The organism is Streptomyces sp. NPDC020983, assembly GCF_044333485.1.
Taxonomy (GTDB): domain Bacteria; phylum Actinomycetota; class Actinomycetes; order Streptomycetales; family Streptomycetaceae; genus Actinacidiphila.
Window position 1 is genome coordinate 52,075 of the sequence record NZ_JBIRRA010000007.1, and the last position, 12,594, is coordinate 64,668.

Consider the following 12,594-nt stretch of genomic DNA (forward strand, 5'->3'; position numbering starts at 1 on the left):
GATGGGAGTGGGGGAGGGTTCTGCCGTGCGGGCACTCGCCGGGCCGCCAACTCGCCGCAGCGCCACGGGATTCCACTGTGTCACGTGTGACGCGTGGGACACAGGTGGTGTACGCGCCACGGGCAACGCCCCGCGCCGTCCCGCGGAAGGCCGCCCGGGGCGGCGGGACAGGGACGGGCCGGGGGGAATCGCCGCCTCACGCGACCGCGCCCCGGTCCGTGACGCGGTGCGTCACGGACCGGGGCGCGGGGGTTCGCGCTGCGGGGGCGTCAGCGTCCCTGGAGGGACCTGACGTTGTCGCCGAAGGTCCAGCCCTTCGACCCGTCCCAGTTGACCGACCAGGTCATCAGGCCCTTCAGCGAGCCGCCGAAGGCGTTCCACGCCTGGCCGACCAGACTGGGCGCCATGGAGCCGCCGCCCGCGCCGGGCTGCGCGGGCAGGCCCGGAACCTGCTTGTCGTAGGGCACCCTGACCGTGGTGCCCTGGACGGTCAGGCCGTTGTCGAGGCACCTGGTCTGGGCGGTGAAGCCCGCGACCGTACCGGCCTCGTACGAGTCGCCGGAGCAGCCGTACATGCTGCCGTTGTAGTACTGCATGTTCAGCCACCACAGCCGGCCGTTGTCCACGTACTTCTTGATGACCGGCAGGTACGCGCCCCAGATCGAGCCGTAGGTGACGCTGCCGCCGGTGACGTACGCGGTCTCCGGCGCCATCGTCAGGCCGAAGCCCGCGGGCATCTGCGCCAGCACGCCGTCGATGATGCGCTCCAGGTTGGCCTGCGAGGCGGACAGCGTGCCGATGCTCCCGCTGCCGGACAGGCCGGTCTCGATGTCGATGTCGATCCCGTCGAAGTTGTACTGCTTCAGGATCGGCACGACGGTCGCCACGAAGCGGTCGGCGACCGCGCTCGACGACAGGTCGATGCCCGCGGCCGCGCCGCCGACGGACATCAGGATCGTGGCCCCGGCCGCCTTGGCCTGGCACATCTCGGCGGGTGTGGCGACCTTGACGCCGGTGTCCATGCCGTCCTGCCATTCGGCGGTGCCGTCCGAGAGGATGACGGGGAAGGCGGCGTTGATGACGTTGTAGCCGTGCTGGGCGATCCGGCTGTCGGTGACCGGCGTCCAGCCGAGGCCCGGGTGGACCCCGTTGGCGGCGCCGTCCCAGTTCTCCCAGTAGCCCTGGAGGACCTTGCCCGACGGCCGGGGCTTTGTCGCGCACGTGCTGCCCGGCGGCGCGGTCGTGGGCGGTGTGGTCGCCGGCGGTGTCGTGGTGGGCGGGGCCGGGGGAGTGGTGGGCGGTGAGGTGGGCGGGGTGGTCGTGGGCGAGGCCGGTGGCGTCGTGCCGGTACCGCCGGGGCCGGTGAGCGTCACGTCGTCGGCGAGGTAGGCGGCCTGGCCGTACCAGCCGTGCAGATAGACCGTCACCGAGGTGGTGTTCGCGCCGGTGGTGAAGGTCGTGCTGAGCTGCTGGTACGAGGACGCGCCCGGCGTCCAGGTGGAGGGGTCGCCCGACGCGCCGGTGCCGGTCGCGCCCAGGTAGACGTAGCTGCCCTGGACGTACGCGCTCAGCGTGTAGGCGGAGCCGGGCAGGACGCCGACGGTCTGCGAGCACTGCGCGTCGTCCTGGCCGCTCGGCGTGCCCTTCAGTGCGGAGCTGCCCGAGTGCGAGGGGCCGGTGACGGCCGCGCCGGACCCGCCCGTGCACGTCCAGCCCGAGAGCCCTGACTCGAAGCCGGGGTTGGCCAGCAGGCCGGCGGCGGACGCACCGGCCGCGGCGCCGGAACCGGCCAGCGCGACACACGCGCCCGCGACGGCCGAGGCGCTCACCACGGCGACGGTCCGGTGCACGGCCGACGGCCGGCGCCCGGTGCGGACACGCTGCCCGGCCGCCGGCGGCCGGGCCGGGCGATGGGGGCGGGGCGACCTCCGACGGAACATGCTGTGCTCCCTTCTCGCCACGTGCCGAGGGCATGAGCAGGTGAGTGGGGGGAGGGCGTGACGCCCGGCTCAGGGTGACGTGGAGACATGCGCGCGCTGGTGACCGTCGGGATCGTAGGAGTGCCCGCAGGGCGCGTCAATAGGTCTGGACCAAAGAGGTCTACACCAGAGCCGGATCGGGCCGCGCCCGGGGCCTGCGGATCGGCGCCGGGTCAGGCGGCCGCGCTCCATGCTGCGTTCGTGCTCACCCCGCCGGTGGCGGTGTCCAGGCGGCCACCAGGTCGACCAGGCCGGGGAAGCGGGCGTCGAGGTCGGCGACGCGGACGTGGCTGCGGCGTTCCAAGCCGTACTGGCGCTGGCGGGTGATCCCCGCCTCGCGCAGCGCCCTGAAGTGGTGGGTGAGCGACGACTTGGGCCGGTCGATGCCGAACCAGCTGCAGGGGTGGTCGAAGTCCTCGGACTCCAGCAGGAGTTTGCGCACGATCGTGAGCCGCAGCGGATCGCTGAGCGCGCCGAGCACGGTCTCCAGGCGGAGCTCGTCGACACCCGGCTCCGGCAGCGGTTCGGGCAGGCCGGGGGGCTCGGGCGGTGACGTGACGGCGCGTGCGGCCGTCCGGGCGGGAGGTGTGGCCGGGGGCATGGGCGGGTCCTCGTCGGTGTGGGCTGCTTGTACGACTTGAATCGTACTGCATGCTAAGTTCGACTCAACTCGTACTGCTGGAGCGGCAGTACGCCGGGAGGAGCAGCCATGTCCGGAACCCGTGTCGCATCCGTCCGCGCCGTCGAGGCGAGAGGCCGGGAGGCCGCCGCCCCGCCCCTGAGGTGGGTGTGGCTCGCGGCCTGGCCGGTCACGGCGGTCTTCGTGCTGTCGAACGCGGCGACACCGCTGTACGTGCTGTGGCAGCGCGACATCGGTTTCTCCAAGGGCACCCTGACCGTCGTGTTCGCCTTCTACGTCGTCGGCCTCCTCGGCTCGCTGCTGGTCTCCGGCGTGCTCTCCGACCGCGTCGGCCGCAAGCCCGTGCTGCTGCCCGCCCTGGCCCTCGCCCTGGCCGCCTGCGCGGTCTTCGCGACCGCCACCGGCGTGGCCGCGCTGGTCGTGGCGCGGCTGTTCACCGGGATAGCGGTCGGCGCGGCCGTCTCGGCCGGCATGGCCGCGGTGACCGACGTCGCAGGCCCGGGACGCCGCCGCACCGGCGCCCTGCTCGCCTCCTGCGCGATGGTCCTCGGCGCCGGACTCGGCCCGCTGCTCGCGGGGCTGCTCTCCGAACTGGCGCCCGCGCCGACGGTCACCGTCTTCGCGGTCGAGGCCGTCCTCCTGGCCACGGCGGTGCTCTGCGTGCTGCGGATGCCCCTGGGCCGCCCCGGCGTGCCCGGCCGGGGCGCCTGGGTGCGGGTGCCCGCGGTCCCGCGCGGCAACGGCCGCCGGCTCGCCCTCGGCATCGCCGTCTTCGCGCCCGGCATCACCGCGACGTCCTTCTTCCTGTCGCTCGGCCCCTCGCTGCTGTCCGGACTGCTCGGCACCACCGACCGGATCGTCGCCGGCGCCACGGCGTTCGTGATGTTCCTCGCCGCCACCGGGGTGCAGTTCGCCGTGCAGCGGCTGCGCCGCCGCACGATCCTCGCGGCCGGCGCGGTGAGCACCGCGCTGAGCGCGGCCGCGGTGGTCGCCGCCGTGCACACCTCCACGGCGGCCGTCCTCGTCCTCGCCGCGCTGCTGGCCGGCGCCGGCCAGGGCATGGGCCAGCTCGGCGGTCTGTCGCTGCTCAACTCCGCCGTCCCGCCGCAGCGCCTCGCCGAGGCCAACGCGGCGCTCAACGTCGGCGGTTACCTCCTGGCCGGCCTCCTGCCGGTCTCCGCCGGCTATCTGAGCGACGCCGTGGGCATGACCACCGGCACCACGGTCTTCGGCGCCGTCCTCGCGGGTCTCGCCGCCACCGCCCTGGCGGCGGTCCTGACCACCGGCCGCCAGGTGACGGACCCGGCGTGACGCAGGACCCGGCCGCCCTGCCGGGACGGGAAACGCTCACGTCGGGGCCGGAGGGGACGCCGCCCGGCCCGTGCCGGAGAAGCCGGGGACCGGTTTTGCCCACGGCCGGGCGCGGGTCCGGCCGACGCCCCCGCGCCCCCCTGACGCCGCGTCAATCCGCCGCAGCGGAAAAGACCGCTGCGGGCCCTGCCGGGGCGTTGCCGGGCGGAGGACCGGGCCCTCCGCCGCCGGGACGTGCCGCTGAGGAGGCAGTCCCCGGTCCGGGGCCCGCACGACGGGCCCCGGACCGGGTTACGCTCGACTGTCCGGGGCCCGTCGTGCGGGCTCCTCGGACAACGGGGGTTGCCTTGGTTCTGATCCTTGCGGCGGCGGTCGTCCTTCTCGGGCTGATCGCCTGCACCGTGACACTGGCCCGGCGCGGTTCCGCCCGCGGCGACCTGCGCGCCGAAGCCGGCCACCGCGCGGCGGCCGTGCACCAGCGCGCCTTCCACGACGCGCGTACCGTCCACAACGCCGCGGCGATGGGCGACACCTACCACCGCTGACGCGGCACCGTACCCGCCGGCGCCGCTCCCGGCCCGGTGGCCGGCCCGCCCCTCGCCGCGGCCCGCCGTGAACGGCGCCGGGGCGGGGGACGACGGCAGGCCCGGGGTCCGGAAGACCCCGGGCCGCGCCGGACGGCTCCCGGCGCGCTACTTCCGCGTGTCGGCCGTGAGCTTCCCGGCGACGCCCCAGCTCTCCGGGCTCGTCTCCTGGATCCACACCTGCACGCTCTCCGGCGGGACCTGGAGCGCGTCCACGAACGCGTCGGTGATCCGCGCGACCAGCTCGCGCTTCAGCTCGACGCTCCGCGGTCCCTGCTGCACGGTGACGATGGGCACGGTGTCCTCCTGGGTTCTCGGGGCCGCTGCCCGGTGGCTCGCGACCTCCTGCTGACTCCCAGTCCACACGTTCCGGCGGCCCGCACCCAGCCCCGGTCCGCGCGTGCTGTCATCTCGGATCGAGATCGCCGCGCGCCACCGCACGGCAGGCGTCGAGCAGCGGCCGCAGGCGGTCCTCCGGGGCGTCCCCGCGCACCGCCAGCACGCCGGGCAGCGCCAGCGGGCGGCCCGCCGGGTCCGTCACCCGGACGAAGGCCACCCGGGTGTGGCGCAGCTGCGCCGCGTGCGAGGCGTACACCACGGTCCAGGCCGACTTCCCGGCCCCCAGGGACGCGAGGCTGTCCTGGAGCGAGCCGAGCCGGCGGCCGGCCACGGGCTCGAACCCGGCCTCGTGGCAGGCGCCGACGACGAGGTCCACCAGCGGCGGGTTGCCGCGCCGTTCCGTCAGGAGCAGCGGCAGCCCGGCCAGTTCGGTGAGCGGGACCGTTCCGCGTCCGGCGAGGGCGTGCCCGGCGGGCAGCGCGGCCACCAGCTCGTCCTGCCAGAGCGGCAGGAGGCGCACGGCCTCCGGCACGTCGACCTCGCCCCGGGCGAAGGCCGCGTCCCACTCGCCCGCGCCGACCCTGGCGAGCCGTACGCCGAGCGGGCCGGAGAACAGCTCCACCGCCGTCGCGGGAGAGTCGCGCTGCAGGATCTCCAGCACCTGGTCCAGGCGCTCGCCCATGCCCGTGCTGGTGCCGATGCGCAGGGTCGTGCCGCGGCCGGCGGCGAAGCGCTCCACGCTCCCCACGGCGCGCCGGGCGGCGTCGAGCACCTCGCGGGCGGCGGGCAGGAAGTCCTGGCCCGCCTCGCTCAGCCGCACATGACGCGGCGAACGGTCGAACAGCTCGACGCCGAGCTCCCGCTCCAGCCGGCGGATCTGCGTGCTCACGGCCGACTGGGCGATCATCAGGCGCTCGGCCGCCCGGCCGAAGTGGAGTTCCTGTGCGACGGCCACGAAGTACCGCAGCTGGCGCAGCTCCATGCCGCCGTTCCTCCTCGCCCGGCTCCGCGCCCGCGGACCCCTTCCAGGCTATCCGGCGGAACCGGGCGGGTCCGTGGCAGGTCTTCCATGGCATCCGCCCGGCCCGGACGGGGGGCCGCACGCCGAGACGAGGACGAGATGAAGCGCCGTTCGACGAAGTACCTGACCGTGATGGCGTCGGTCGCCGTCACCCTGGCCGCCCTGACCGGATGCGCCAGCGACTCCCGCGGCACCGGCGACTCGCCCGTCGCCGACCACCGGGGCGAGGACAGCCCCGCCGACGTCACCAACTTCCCCGACGGCTTCGCGAACATCGCCACCAAGTGCGTCGCGGGCGCCCCCGGCTTCCGCGCCTTCGTCACCACCCGGGAGGCCGCGCCCATCGTGCTCGCCGATCCCGCCTGCAAGGGCTGAGCCCGGCACGGCGGCGGCGAACCCCCCGGGTGGCCGAGCCGGGGGCGGGCCGGTGCGGGAAGGAGAACCCTGGCGGCCCGGCCCGCGGGCCGCCGGGAACCGCGGGAGACGCCGGTATGCTCATCGACCTTTCCGGACGGACCGCCCTGGTCACCGGCTCCACCCAGGGCATCGGCCGCGCGATCGCGGCCGGCCTGGGGCGGGCCGGAGCCCGCGTCGCGGTCAACGGCCGCAGCGCCGGGACGGTGGAGCGCGCGGTCGCCGGGCTGCGCGAGGAGACGGGCCGCGACGGCTTCTTCGCCGCGCCCGGTGACCTCGCCTCCGAGGAGGGCGCGCGCCGGGTCGCGGACGCGCTGCCCGCCGTGGACGTCCTCGTCAACAACCTCGGCATCTTCGGCGCCGCTCCGGCGCTGGAGATCGACGACGCGGAGTGGCGCCGGTACTTCGAGGTCAACGTCCTCGCGGCGGTGCGGATGATCCGCACCTACCTGCCGGGGATGAAGGACCGCGGCCGGGGCCGGGTCATGAACGTCGCGAGCGACTCGGCCGTCGTCATCCCCGCGGAGATGGTCCACTACGGCATGACGAAGACGGCGCTGCTCGCCGTCACCCGCGGCTTCGCGAAGGAGGCGGCGGGCACGGGGGTGACCGTCAACTCGCTGATCGCCGGGCCGACGCACACCGGTGGTGTCGAGGACTTCGTGTACTCGCTGGTGGACCGGGACCTGCCGTGGGACCGGGCGCAGCGCGTCTTCATGGCCGAGCACCGCCCGCAGTCACTGCTGCGGCGGCTGATCGAGCCGGAGGAGATCGCGAACATGGCCGTCTACCTCGCCTCGGACTTCGCGACGGCGACGACCGGCGCGGCCGTCCGGGTGGACGGCGGGTACGTCGACTCGATCCTGCCCTGACCGGGCGTCAGTGCCCGCGGGCGCCGCGCACTCCACCACCGGGCACCCCGCGGCGGGCGGTACGCCGGCACCCCCGCGGGGCGCCGCGGTGCCGCTCGGGCGGCAGCGCCCGGCGGCGGGCGCAGGCCTGCCGGCCGGGGTGACGGGGCCTCAGCGGCGGGCGCGGCGCTCGCGGCGGCGCACCGCGCGGCGCTCGTCCTCGCTCAGGCCGCCCCAGACGCCGGCTTCCTGGCCGGTCTCCAGTGCCCAGCTGCGGCAGGCGTCCATGACGGGGCACCGGCGGCAGACGGCCTTGGCCTCCTCGATCTTCAGCAGCGCGGGCCCGGAGGTGCCGACGGGAAAGAACAGCTCGGGGTCCTCGTCGCGGCATGCGGCGCGGAGTTGCCAGTCGGGGGTCATCGTTCCTCCGTCTCTCGGTCGGCCTCAGGTCGGGAGCGGTCGGCGGGAACACGCGGCCGTGGGACGACGCGCCGTCCTTCTCCGACGCTCCCCCCGCGTCGGACGCACCGGCTCCGCTCCTCTGTTCGCCTTGCCGGGACTTCGCGGCCCAACCCCGCCCGTCCCCGGTTCCTACCGGGAGTCGGCGGCCGGAGGAGCGGCTTCCAGGGCGGCGACGAGGCGGCGCAGGCCGGCGTGCAACTGCTCGGCCTCGGCGGCCGTGTAGTCCAGGGGGCCGAAGACCCGCTCCACCACCCCCTCGCCGGGCTCCCGGAGGGCGCGTCCCGCGCCGGTCAGCCGGACCAGGACCGAGCGCTCGTCGGTGCGGCTGCGCTCGCGCGTCACCAGACCGGCCGCCTCCAGCCGCTTGAGCAGCGGCGAGAGGGTGCCGGACTCGAAGCGCAGCGCTTCCCCCAGCTCCTTCACGCTGCGGCCGTCGCGGTCCCACAGCAGCAGCATCGTCAGGTACTGCGGGTACGTGAGCCCGAGCGGCCGCAGCTCGCGCCGGTAGGCGTTGTCGAGCTCGCGGGCCGCGACGTGGACGGCGAAGCAGGCCAGGTCATCCGGTACGAGTCCCATGCCTGCAAGGGTACAGGTTTGACAGCACGCGATTAAGTTGCGTACAACTTAATTGTCTGCAATCCAGTGAGAGGGTCCCCGTGATGCCGACCTACACCGCCGTCGCCACCTCGTCCGGCCGCGACGGGCGCGCCACCACCTCCGACGGCCGCCTCGACCTCCAGCTCGCCATGCCCAAGGAACTCGGCGGCGACGGCGAGGGCACCAACCCCGAGCAGCTCTTCGCCATGGGCTACGCGTCCTGCTTCGGCTCCGCCCTGAAGCTGGTGGCCCGCACCAGGGGCCTGAACGCCGACGACGCCGCGGTCACCGCCGAGGTGACCCTGTCCAAGAACCCGGAGGGCCAGGGCTTTGTCCTCGCCGCCGTCCTGCGGATCGAGCTCCCCGCCGGCCTGACGCCCGAACAGGGCACCGCGCTCGTCGAGGCCGCCCACCAGGTCTGCCCGTACTCCAACGCCACCCGCGGCAACATGCCCGTCGAGCTGGTCGTCGCGCACGCCTGACGCGCACCGCCGCGCCCCGGCCGGAACCGCTCACCGGGCGGGGCGCGCGCGCCGGCCGGGTCACAGCAGACCCAGGTCCTCCAGCTCCTTGTGCAGCCCCGCCCGCGGGTGCGCCGCCCCGCGCGGGACGACGGCCCGCCCCGGCTGCCGGGGCGGCGCCCCGCCGGTGCGCCGGTCGCGCAGCAGCCAGGCGCCGGCGAGGCCGCCCACCAGCCCCCCGAGGTGGCCGAGCCAGCTGACGCCGGGCGTGCCCGGGACCACCACCGTGAGCAGGTAGGCGAAGGACGCGGCCATGACGACGCCGACGAGCGTGTCGACGAGGTGCCGGTCGAACAGCCCGCGGACGACGACGTACCCGAAGTAGCCGAAGATCAGTCCGCTCGCGCCGACCGTGTCCATACGGCCGTCCTCGAAGAACCACACGGTCAGCCCGCTCGTGAGGGCCACCAGCGCGGTCAGCACCGCGAAACGCGCCACGCCCCGGTACGCCGCGAGGAAGCCGAAGACGAACAGCGGCCCGGAGTTGGCCTCCAGGTGCTTCCAGTTCCAGTGCAGGAGCGGGGCGGTGAAGACGTCGAGCAGCCGCCCGGGGTCGCCGGACATCAGCCCGTAGTCGCGGGAGAGCGCGTAGTCGTCCGCCCAGTTGGCGCACTGGATGGCCCATATGACGGCCAGGAAGCCCACCATCACGAAGAGGGCCCTGCGCGCCTCCGCGATCATCTCCTCCGGGCCGGCCGGTCCCGGCCGGGAACTCTCCATCCGCTGCCTCCGTCTCGCTGTTTCCGCCGTGGTCAGCGGGATCCTAGTCCCCGGCGCGGCCGGAAAGCGATGCCGCGGGGAAGGGGCCGCGGGGCCCCGAACGGCACACGCCCGGGGGCGGATTCGCCTGCCGCTGGTGCGCGGGCGATCGCCCGGTTCGCCGGCGCGGTGCGGTGGCCCGTGGCCGGGGGCGGAATCGGCGCGGCGGCGCGGGTGTTGCCGGGAGCGGGACGGGTCGCGTGTGCTGCGGCCCGGCCGCGACACCGCCAAGGAGCGATATGAGCCAGCCGAACGGGAAGCCCGCCGACGCGATGCTCGGCCTGCTGCGTACGCAGCGCACCGGCGTCCTCGTCACCCTCAAACGCAGCGGGCGACCGCAGCTGTCGAACGTGTCCTTCACCTACGACGAGGCCACGCGGCTGATCCGCGTCTCGGCCACCGACGACCGGGCCAAGACGCGCAATCTGCGCCGCGAGCCGCGCGCGAGTTTCTACGTCACCTCTCCCGACCACCTGGCGTACCTGGTCGTCGAGGGGGACGCGGTGGTCACGCCGGTGGCCGCGGATCCGCACGACGCGACGGTGGACGAACTCGTCGAGGTCTACCGGGCGATCGCGGGCGAACACCCGGACTGGGACGAGTACCGGGCGGCGATGGTGGCGGACGGGCGGCTGGTGATCAGCCTGCGCGCCGACCACGTGTACGGGCTGGGACCCGCCGGGCCGTACAGCGGGCCGCCGGCCTGAGCGCGCGGCCGGGCTGCCCGGCTGCCCGGCCGCCCGCCGGGCGCGGTCAGTTCTTCAGGGCCGCGGCGACGGCGTCGGCGAGGGTGCCGGTGGGGCGGCCGACGAGGCGGGCCAGCTCGCCGCTCCCGCCTTCGAGCAGTCCGGCGCGGATGGCGTTGACGTCGACGTCGACGAGGATCCCGGCGAGCTGCGCGGGCACGCCGGCGCCGACCAGGACCTCCCGCAGCCGCGCGGGTTCCAGCTCGTGGTGGTCGACCCGGCGGCCGCTGAGCCGGGCCACTTCCGCGGCGTACTCGGCCAGGGTGAAGGGGTCGTCGCCGCTGAGCTCGTAGGCGGTGTTGTCGTGCCCGTCGGTGGTCAGCACCACGGCGGCGGCTTCGGCGTAGTCGGCGCGCGGGGCCGCACCGATGCGGCCTTCGCCCGTCGCGCCGGCGACCCCGTGGGCCAGCTGCACCGGTATCTGCGCGGTGTAGTTCTCGGTGTACCAGCCGTTGCGCAGGAAGGTGTGGACCAGGCCGGAGTCCACGATGAGCCGCTCGGTCGCCTTGTGCTCGTCGGCGAGGGCGAAGTCGGCGGCGGGGCCGCCGAGGATGCCGGTGTAGACCAGGCGGGCCACGCCCGCGGCCGCGGCGGCCTCGACGACGGCGGTGTGCTGGGGGAGGCGCCTGCCCACCTGGTCGGCGGAGATCAGCAGCACGGTGTCGCCCTCCCGGAAGGCACCGGCCAGGGTGCCGGGACGGTCGTAGTCGGCCGGGCGGACCTCGACGCCCTGCTCGGCCAGGCCGGACGCCTTCCCCGGGTCGCGCACGGCGGCGACGACCTGGCCGGCCGGAACACGCCGCAGCAGCGCGGACATGACGAGGCGGCCCAGCTGCCCGGTGGCTCCGGTGACGACAATGCTCACGTATATCTCCAAGGTCCGTTATCGGCGTCTTGCCTCACTCACCTTATGTGGGGTTCATGCGGCCTCGGAAGTACGCACTTCCAGGTAAGCTCCCTCCATGACCACGACCCCGGCTTCCGCTCCCGCGGCGGGCGCACTGCCCTTCGACGCGCTGTCCGCCGACTGCCCGTCCCGCTCCGTGGTGGACCGGCTGACCAGCCGCTGGGGCGTACTCGTCCTGGCCGCCCTGCGGCGCGGACGGGTGATGCGGTTCAGCGAACTGCGCCGCACCGTCGAGGGAGTGAGCGAGAAGATGCTGGCGCAGACCCTGCAGGGTCTGGAGCGCGAGGGCCTGGTGCACCGCGAGGCCCGCCCGGTGGTGCCGCCGCACGTGGAGTACACCCTCACGTCCTCCGGGGAGGAGGCGGCCGCGCTGGTCATCGGAATCGTCACCTGGGCGGAGGCCAACGCCGAGGCGATCCTACGGTGCCGCGCGTCCTACGACGCCCGCCGCACCGCCCGGACCCCGTCCGCCGGACAGGAACCGCCCCTCCCGGCATGAGCGGCTCCCGGCGGCGGGCGGCTGCGCGGCGGGGTGCCGGCGGCTCTCGGACGGCGGGTGCCGGTGTCAGCCGGATTCGGCACACAGGCGCTTGTCGAGGCCGGTGAGCCGGAGCAGCCGGAGCACCGGACGTGCGGCGCCGCGCAGGACCAGCCGGTTCCCGAGCCGGTCGGCCAGGTTCCGGGCGTGGACGAGTGCGCGCAGACCGGTGCAGTCCATGAAGGTCACGTCCGACAGGTCCAGCACGACCCGGTGATGGGTGTGCAGGGCGGCGGCCAGGTCGGCGTCCAGTGACGGTGCGGTCTCGATGTCGATGTCGCCGCAGGCCGTGACCACGGTGGTGCCCCGGTGCTGTTCCTGCATGGCTCTCTCGCTCTTGCTCGGCGCGCGGCTGACGTGGGCCGCCGGGACGGGGCGGGCGCCCCGCACATGGAGGGGGAACGTGCGGGCGCCCGCCCGGCCGTCAGGCCTGGATCTGCCTGCGGTCGTCCTTGCGGCTGACGGCGATCTTGCGCGGCTTGGCCTTCTCCGCGACCGGGATCCGCAGGGTCAGCACACCGGCGTCGTAGTCGGCGCTGATCCCGTCGGGGTCCAGGGTGTCGGAGAGCACGACCTGCCGGGAGAAGACGCCGAGCGGACGCTCGGACAGTTCCCACTTCACGCCGTCGCCCTCGTGGCGGGGCCGGCGTTCCGCCTTGACGGTCAGCATGTTGCGCTCGACGTCGATGTCGATCGCCTGCGGGTCGACGCCCGGCAGGTCGAAGCACATCACGTACTCGTCGCCGGTGCGGTACGCGTCCAGCGGCATGGGGGCGGGCCGGGACCAGGTGCCCGTCGAGCCCAGGAACTGCTGCGTCAGGCGGTCGAGTTCGCGGAAGGGATCGGTGCGCATCAGCATCGTGAACACCTCCATTTGCTCTGTCAGGGTGCCAGTGCGCTTCACCTGAACCCGTTGTAACATGTC

Annotated in this window: 16 protein-coding genes and 2 pseudogenes; 7 read left to right on the forward strand and 11 right to left on the reverse strand. The window is 74.6% G+C overall.

All coding sequences use genetic code 11. From position 1 onward, the window contains the following. Positions 1 to 269: 269 nt before the first annotated feature. The 3 genes and pseudogenes from ACH4SE_RS16765 to ACH4SE_RS16775 all read right to left on the reverse strand — a co-directional run. Positions 270 to 1,232 (reverse strand): annotated as a pseudogene (locus ACH4SE_RS16765) (chitinase); the annotation flags it as partial. Between the two features lie 183 nt (positions 1,233 to 1,415). Then, positions 1,416 to 1,940: pseudogene (locus tag ACH4SE_RS16770) on the reverse strand (carbohydrate binding domain-containing protein); the annotation flags it as partial. A 244-nt stretch (positions 1,941 to 2,184) separates the two neighbouring features. After that, positions 2,185 to 2,580 (reverse strand): ArsR/SmtB family transcription factor, encoded by a 396-nt coding sequence (locus ACH4SE_RS16775; protein WP_398544140.1) that lies wholly within the window; start codon positions 2,578 to 2,580, stop codon positions 2,185 to 2,187. 108 nt (positions 2,581 to 2,688) lie between these two features. On the opposite strand from ACH4SE_RS16775, the gene ACH4SE_RS16780 reads away from it, so the two are divergent. Both ACH4SE_RS16780 and ACH4SE_RS16785 read left to right on the forward strand, forming a co-directional pair. After that, on the forward strand, positions 2,689 to 3,930 hold the full coding sequence (locus tag ACH4SE_RS16780) for an MFS transporter (RefSeq protein ID WP_398544141.1): 1,242 nt from the start codon (positions 2,689 to 2,691) through the stop codon (positions 3,928 to 3,930). Between the two features lie 347 nt (positions 3,931 to 4,277). Then, a complete protein-coding gene (locus ACH4SE_RS16785; RefSeq protein ID WP_398544142.1) occupies positions 4,278 to 4,475 on the forward strand; it encodes a hypothetical protein in 198 nt (65 codons plus the stop codon). Positions 4,476 to 4,622: 147 nt separating this feature from the next. Here the strand turns inward: ACH4SE_RS16785 and dmpI are convergent, their stop codons facing one another. Together dmpI and ACH4SE_RS16795 are read right to left on the reverse strand one after the other, a co-directional pair. After that, a complete protein-coding gene (dmpI, locus tag ACH4SE_RS16790) occupies positions 4,623 to 4,955 on the reverse strand; it encodes a 4-oxalocrotonate tautomerase DmpI (protein ID WP_398544143.1) in 333 nt (110 codons plus the stop codon). Beyond that, positions 4,921 to 5,835, reverse strand: a complete 915-nt coding sequence (locus ACH4SE_RS16795; protein ID WP_398544144.1) for a LysR family transcriptional regulator — start codon at positions 5,833 to 5,835, stop codon at positions 4,921 to 4,923. Before ACH4SE_RS16795 ends, dmpI begins: the two co-directional genes overlap by 35 nt. Before the next feature lie 138 nt (positions 5,836 to 5,973). Between ACH4SE_RS16795 and ACH4SE_RS16800 the strand changes: the two genes are divergently transcribed. After that, complete coding sequence (locus ACH4SE_RS16800) at positions 5,974 to 6,249, forward strand: hypothetical protein (RefSeq protein WP_398544145.1); 276 nt, start codon at positions 5,974 to 5,976, stop codon at positions 6,247 to 6,249. Between the two features lie 116 nt (positions 6,250 to 6,365). Then, positions 6,366 to 7,160: an SDR family NAD(P)-dependent oxidoreductase gene (locus ACH4SE_RS16805; protein ID WP_398544146.1), complete on the forward strand. Its 795-nt coding sequence runs from the start codon at positions 6,366 to 6,368 to the stop codon at positions 7,158 to 7,160. A 150-nt stretch (positions 7,161 to 7,310) separates the two neighbouring features. On the opposite strand, the gene ACH4SE_RS16810 is transcribed toward ACH4SE_RS16805, so the two are convergent. Both ACH4SE_RS16810 and ACH4SE_RS16815 read right to left on the reverse strand, forming a co-directional pair. Continuing rightward, positions 7,311 to 7,559: a WhiB family transcriptional regulator gene (locus ACH4SE_RS16810; protein ID WP_398544147.1), complete on the reverse strand. Its 249-nt coding sequence runs from the start codon at positions 7,557 to 7,559 to the stop codon at positions 7,311 to 7,313. A gap of 171 nt (positions 7,560 to 7,730) precedes the next feature. Then, complete coding sequence (locus ACH4SE_RS16815) at positions 7,731 to 8,177, reverse strand: MarR family winged helix-turn-helix transcriptional regulator (protein WP_398544148.1); 447 nt, start codon at positions 8,175 to 8,177, stop codon at positions 7,731 to 7,733. Between the two features lie 83 nt (positions 8,178 to 8,260). Between ACH4SE_RS16815 and ACH4SE_RS16820 the strand changes: the two genes are divergently transcribed. Then, the gene (locus tag ACH4SE_RS16820; protein WP_398544149.1) at positions 8,261 to 8,680 is read left to right on the forward strand and encodes an organic hydroperoxide resistance protein; all 420 of its coding nucleotides are present in this window, start codon (positions 8,261 to 8,263) and stop codon (positions 8,678 to 8,680) included. Positions 8,681 to 8,740: 60 nt separating this feature from the next. On the opposite strand, the gene ACH4SE_RS16825 is transcribed toward ACH4SE_RS16820, so the two are convergent. Next, positions 8,741 to 9,439, reverse strand: coding sequence for a rhomboid family intramembrane serine protease (locus ACH4SE_RS16825; protein ID WP_398544150.1), 699 nt, complete (start codon positions 9,437 to 9,439; stop codon positions 8,741 to 8,743). A 278-nt stretch (positions 9,440 to 9,717) separates the two neighbouring features. On the opposite strand from ACH4SE_RS16825, the gene ACH4SE_RS16830 reads away from it, so the two are divergent. Then, complete coding sequence (locus ACH4SE_RS16830) at positions 9,718 to 10,185, forward strand: PPOX class F420-dependent oxidoreductase (protein ID WP_398544151.1); 468 nt, start codon at positions 9,718 to 9,720, stop codon at positions 10,183 to 10,185. A 46-nt stretch (positions 10,186 to 10,231) separates the two neighbouring features. Here ACH4SE_RS16830 and ACH4SE_RS16835 read toward each other — a convergent pair whose 3' ends face one another. Beyond that, complete coding sequence (locus ACH4SE_RS16835; protein WP_398544152.1) at positions 10,232 to 11,089, reverse strand: NAD(P)H-binding protein; 858 nt, start codon at positions 11,087 to 11,089, stop codon at positions 10,232 to 10,234. Between the two features lie 97 nt (positions 11,090 to 11,186). On the opposite strand from ACH4SE_RS16835, the gene ACH4SE_RS16840 reads away from it, so the two are divergent. Further along, the gene (locus tag ACH4SE_RS16840) at positions 11,187 to 11,630 is read left to right on the forward strand and encodes a winged helix-turn-helix transcriptional regulator (protein WP_398544153.1); all 444 of its coding nucleotides are present in this window, start codon (positions 11,187 to 11,189) and stop codon (positions 11,628 to 11,630) included. 66 nt (positions 11,631 to 11,696) lie between these two features. Here the strand turns inward: ACH4SE_RS16840 and ACH4SE_RS16845 are convergent, their stop codons facing one another. Continuing rightward, entirely contained in the window at positions 11,697 to 11,993 is a 297-nt protein-coding gene (locus tag ACH4SE_RS16845; protein WP_398544154.1) for an STAS domain-containing protein, read from the reverse strand. A 100-nt stretch (positions 11,994 to 12,093) separates the two neighbouring features. Then, a complete protein-coding gene (locus ACH4SE_RS16850; RefSeq protein WP_398544155.1) occupies positions 12,094 to 12,528 on the reverse strand; it encodes an Hsp20/alpha crystallin family protein in 435 nt (144 codons plus the stop codon). Between the last annotated feature and the right edge of the window lie 66 nt (positions 12,529 to 12,594).

Coding starts and splice junctions, on each gene's coding strand:
- ACH4SE_RS16830 (WP_398544151.1), top strand. CDS start 9,718: ATGAGCCAGCCGAACGGGAAGCCCGCCGACGCGATGCTCGGCCTGCTG.
- ACH4SE_RS16840 (WP_398544153.1), top strand. CDS start 11,187: ATGACCACGACCCCGGCTTCCGCTCCCGCGGCGGGCGCACTGCCCTTC.
- ACH4SE_RS16820 (WP_398544149.1), top strand. CDS start 8,261: ATGCCGACCTACACCGCCGTCGCCACCTCGTCCGGCCGCGACGGGCGC.
- ACH4SE_RS16815 (WP_398544148.1), bottom strand. CDS start 8,177: ATGGGACTCGTACCGGATGACCTGGCCTGCTTCGCCGTCCACGTCGCG.
- ACH4SE_RS16845 (WP_398544154.1), bottom strand. CDS start 11,993: ATGCAGGAACAGCACCGGGGCACCACCGTGGTCACGGCCTGCGGCGAC.
- ACH4SE_RS16800 (WP_398544145.1), top strand. CDS start 5,974: ATGAAGCGCCGTTCGACGAAGTACCTGACCGTGATGGCGTCGGTCGCC.
- ACH4SE_RS16795 (WP_398544144.1), bottom strand. CDS start 5,835: ATGGAGCTGCGCCAGCTGCGGTACTTCGTGGCCGTCGCACAGGAACTC.
- ACH4SE_RS16810 (WP_398544147.1), bottom strand. CDS start 7,559: ATGACCCCCGACTGGCAACTCCGCGCCGCATGCCGCGACGAGGACCCC.
- ACH4SE_RS16850 (WP_398544155.1), bottom strand. CDS start 12,528: ATGCTGATGCGCACCGATCCCTTCCGCGAACTCGACCGCCTGACGCAG.
- ACH4SE_RS16775 (WP_398544140.1), bottom strand. CDS start 2,580: ATGCCCCCGGCCACACCTCCCGCCCGGACGGCCGCACGCGCCGTCACG.
- ACH4SE_RS16825 (WP_398544150.1), bottom strand. CDS start 9,439: ATGGAGAGTTCCCGGCCGGGACCGGCCGGCCCGGAGGAGATGATCGCG.
- ACH4SE_RS16780 (WP_398544141.1), top strand. CDS start 2,689: ATGTCCGGAACCCGTGTCGCATCCGTCCGCGCCGTCGAGGCGAGAGGC.
- ACH4SE_RS16805 (WP_398544146.1), top strand. CDS start 6,366: ATGCTCATCGACCTTTCCGGACGGACCGCCCTGGTCACCGGCTCCACC.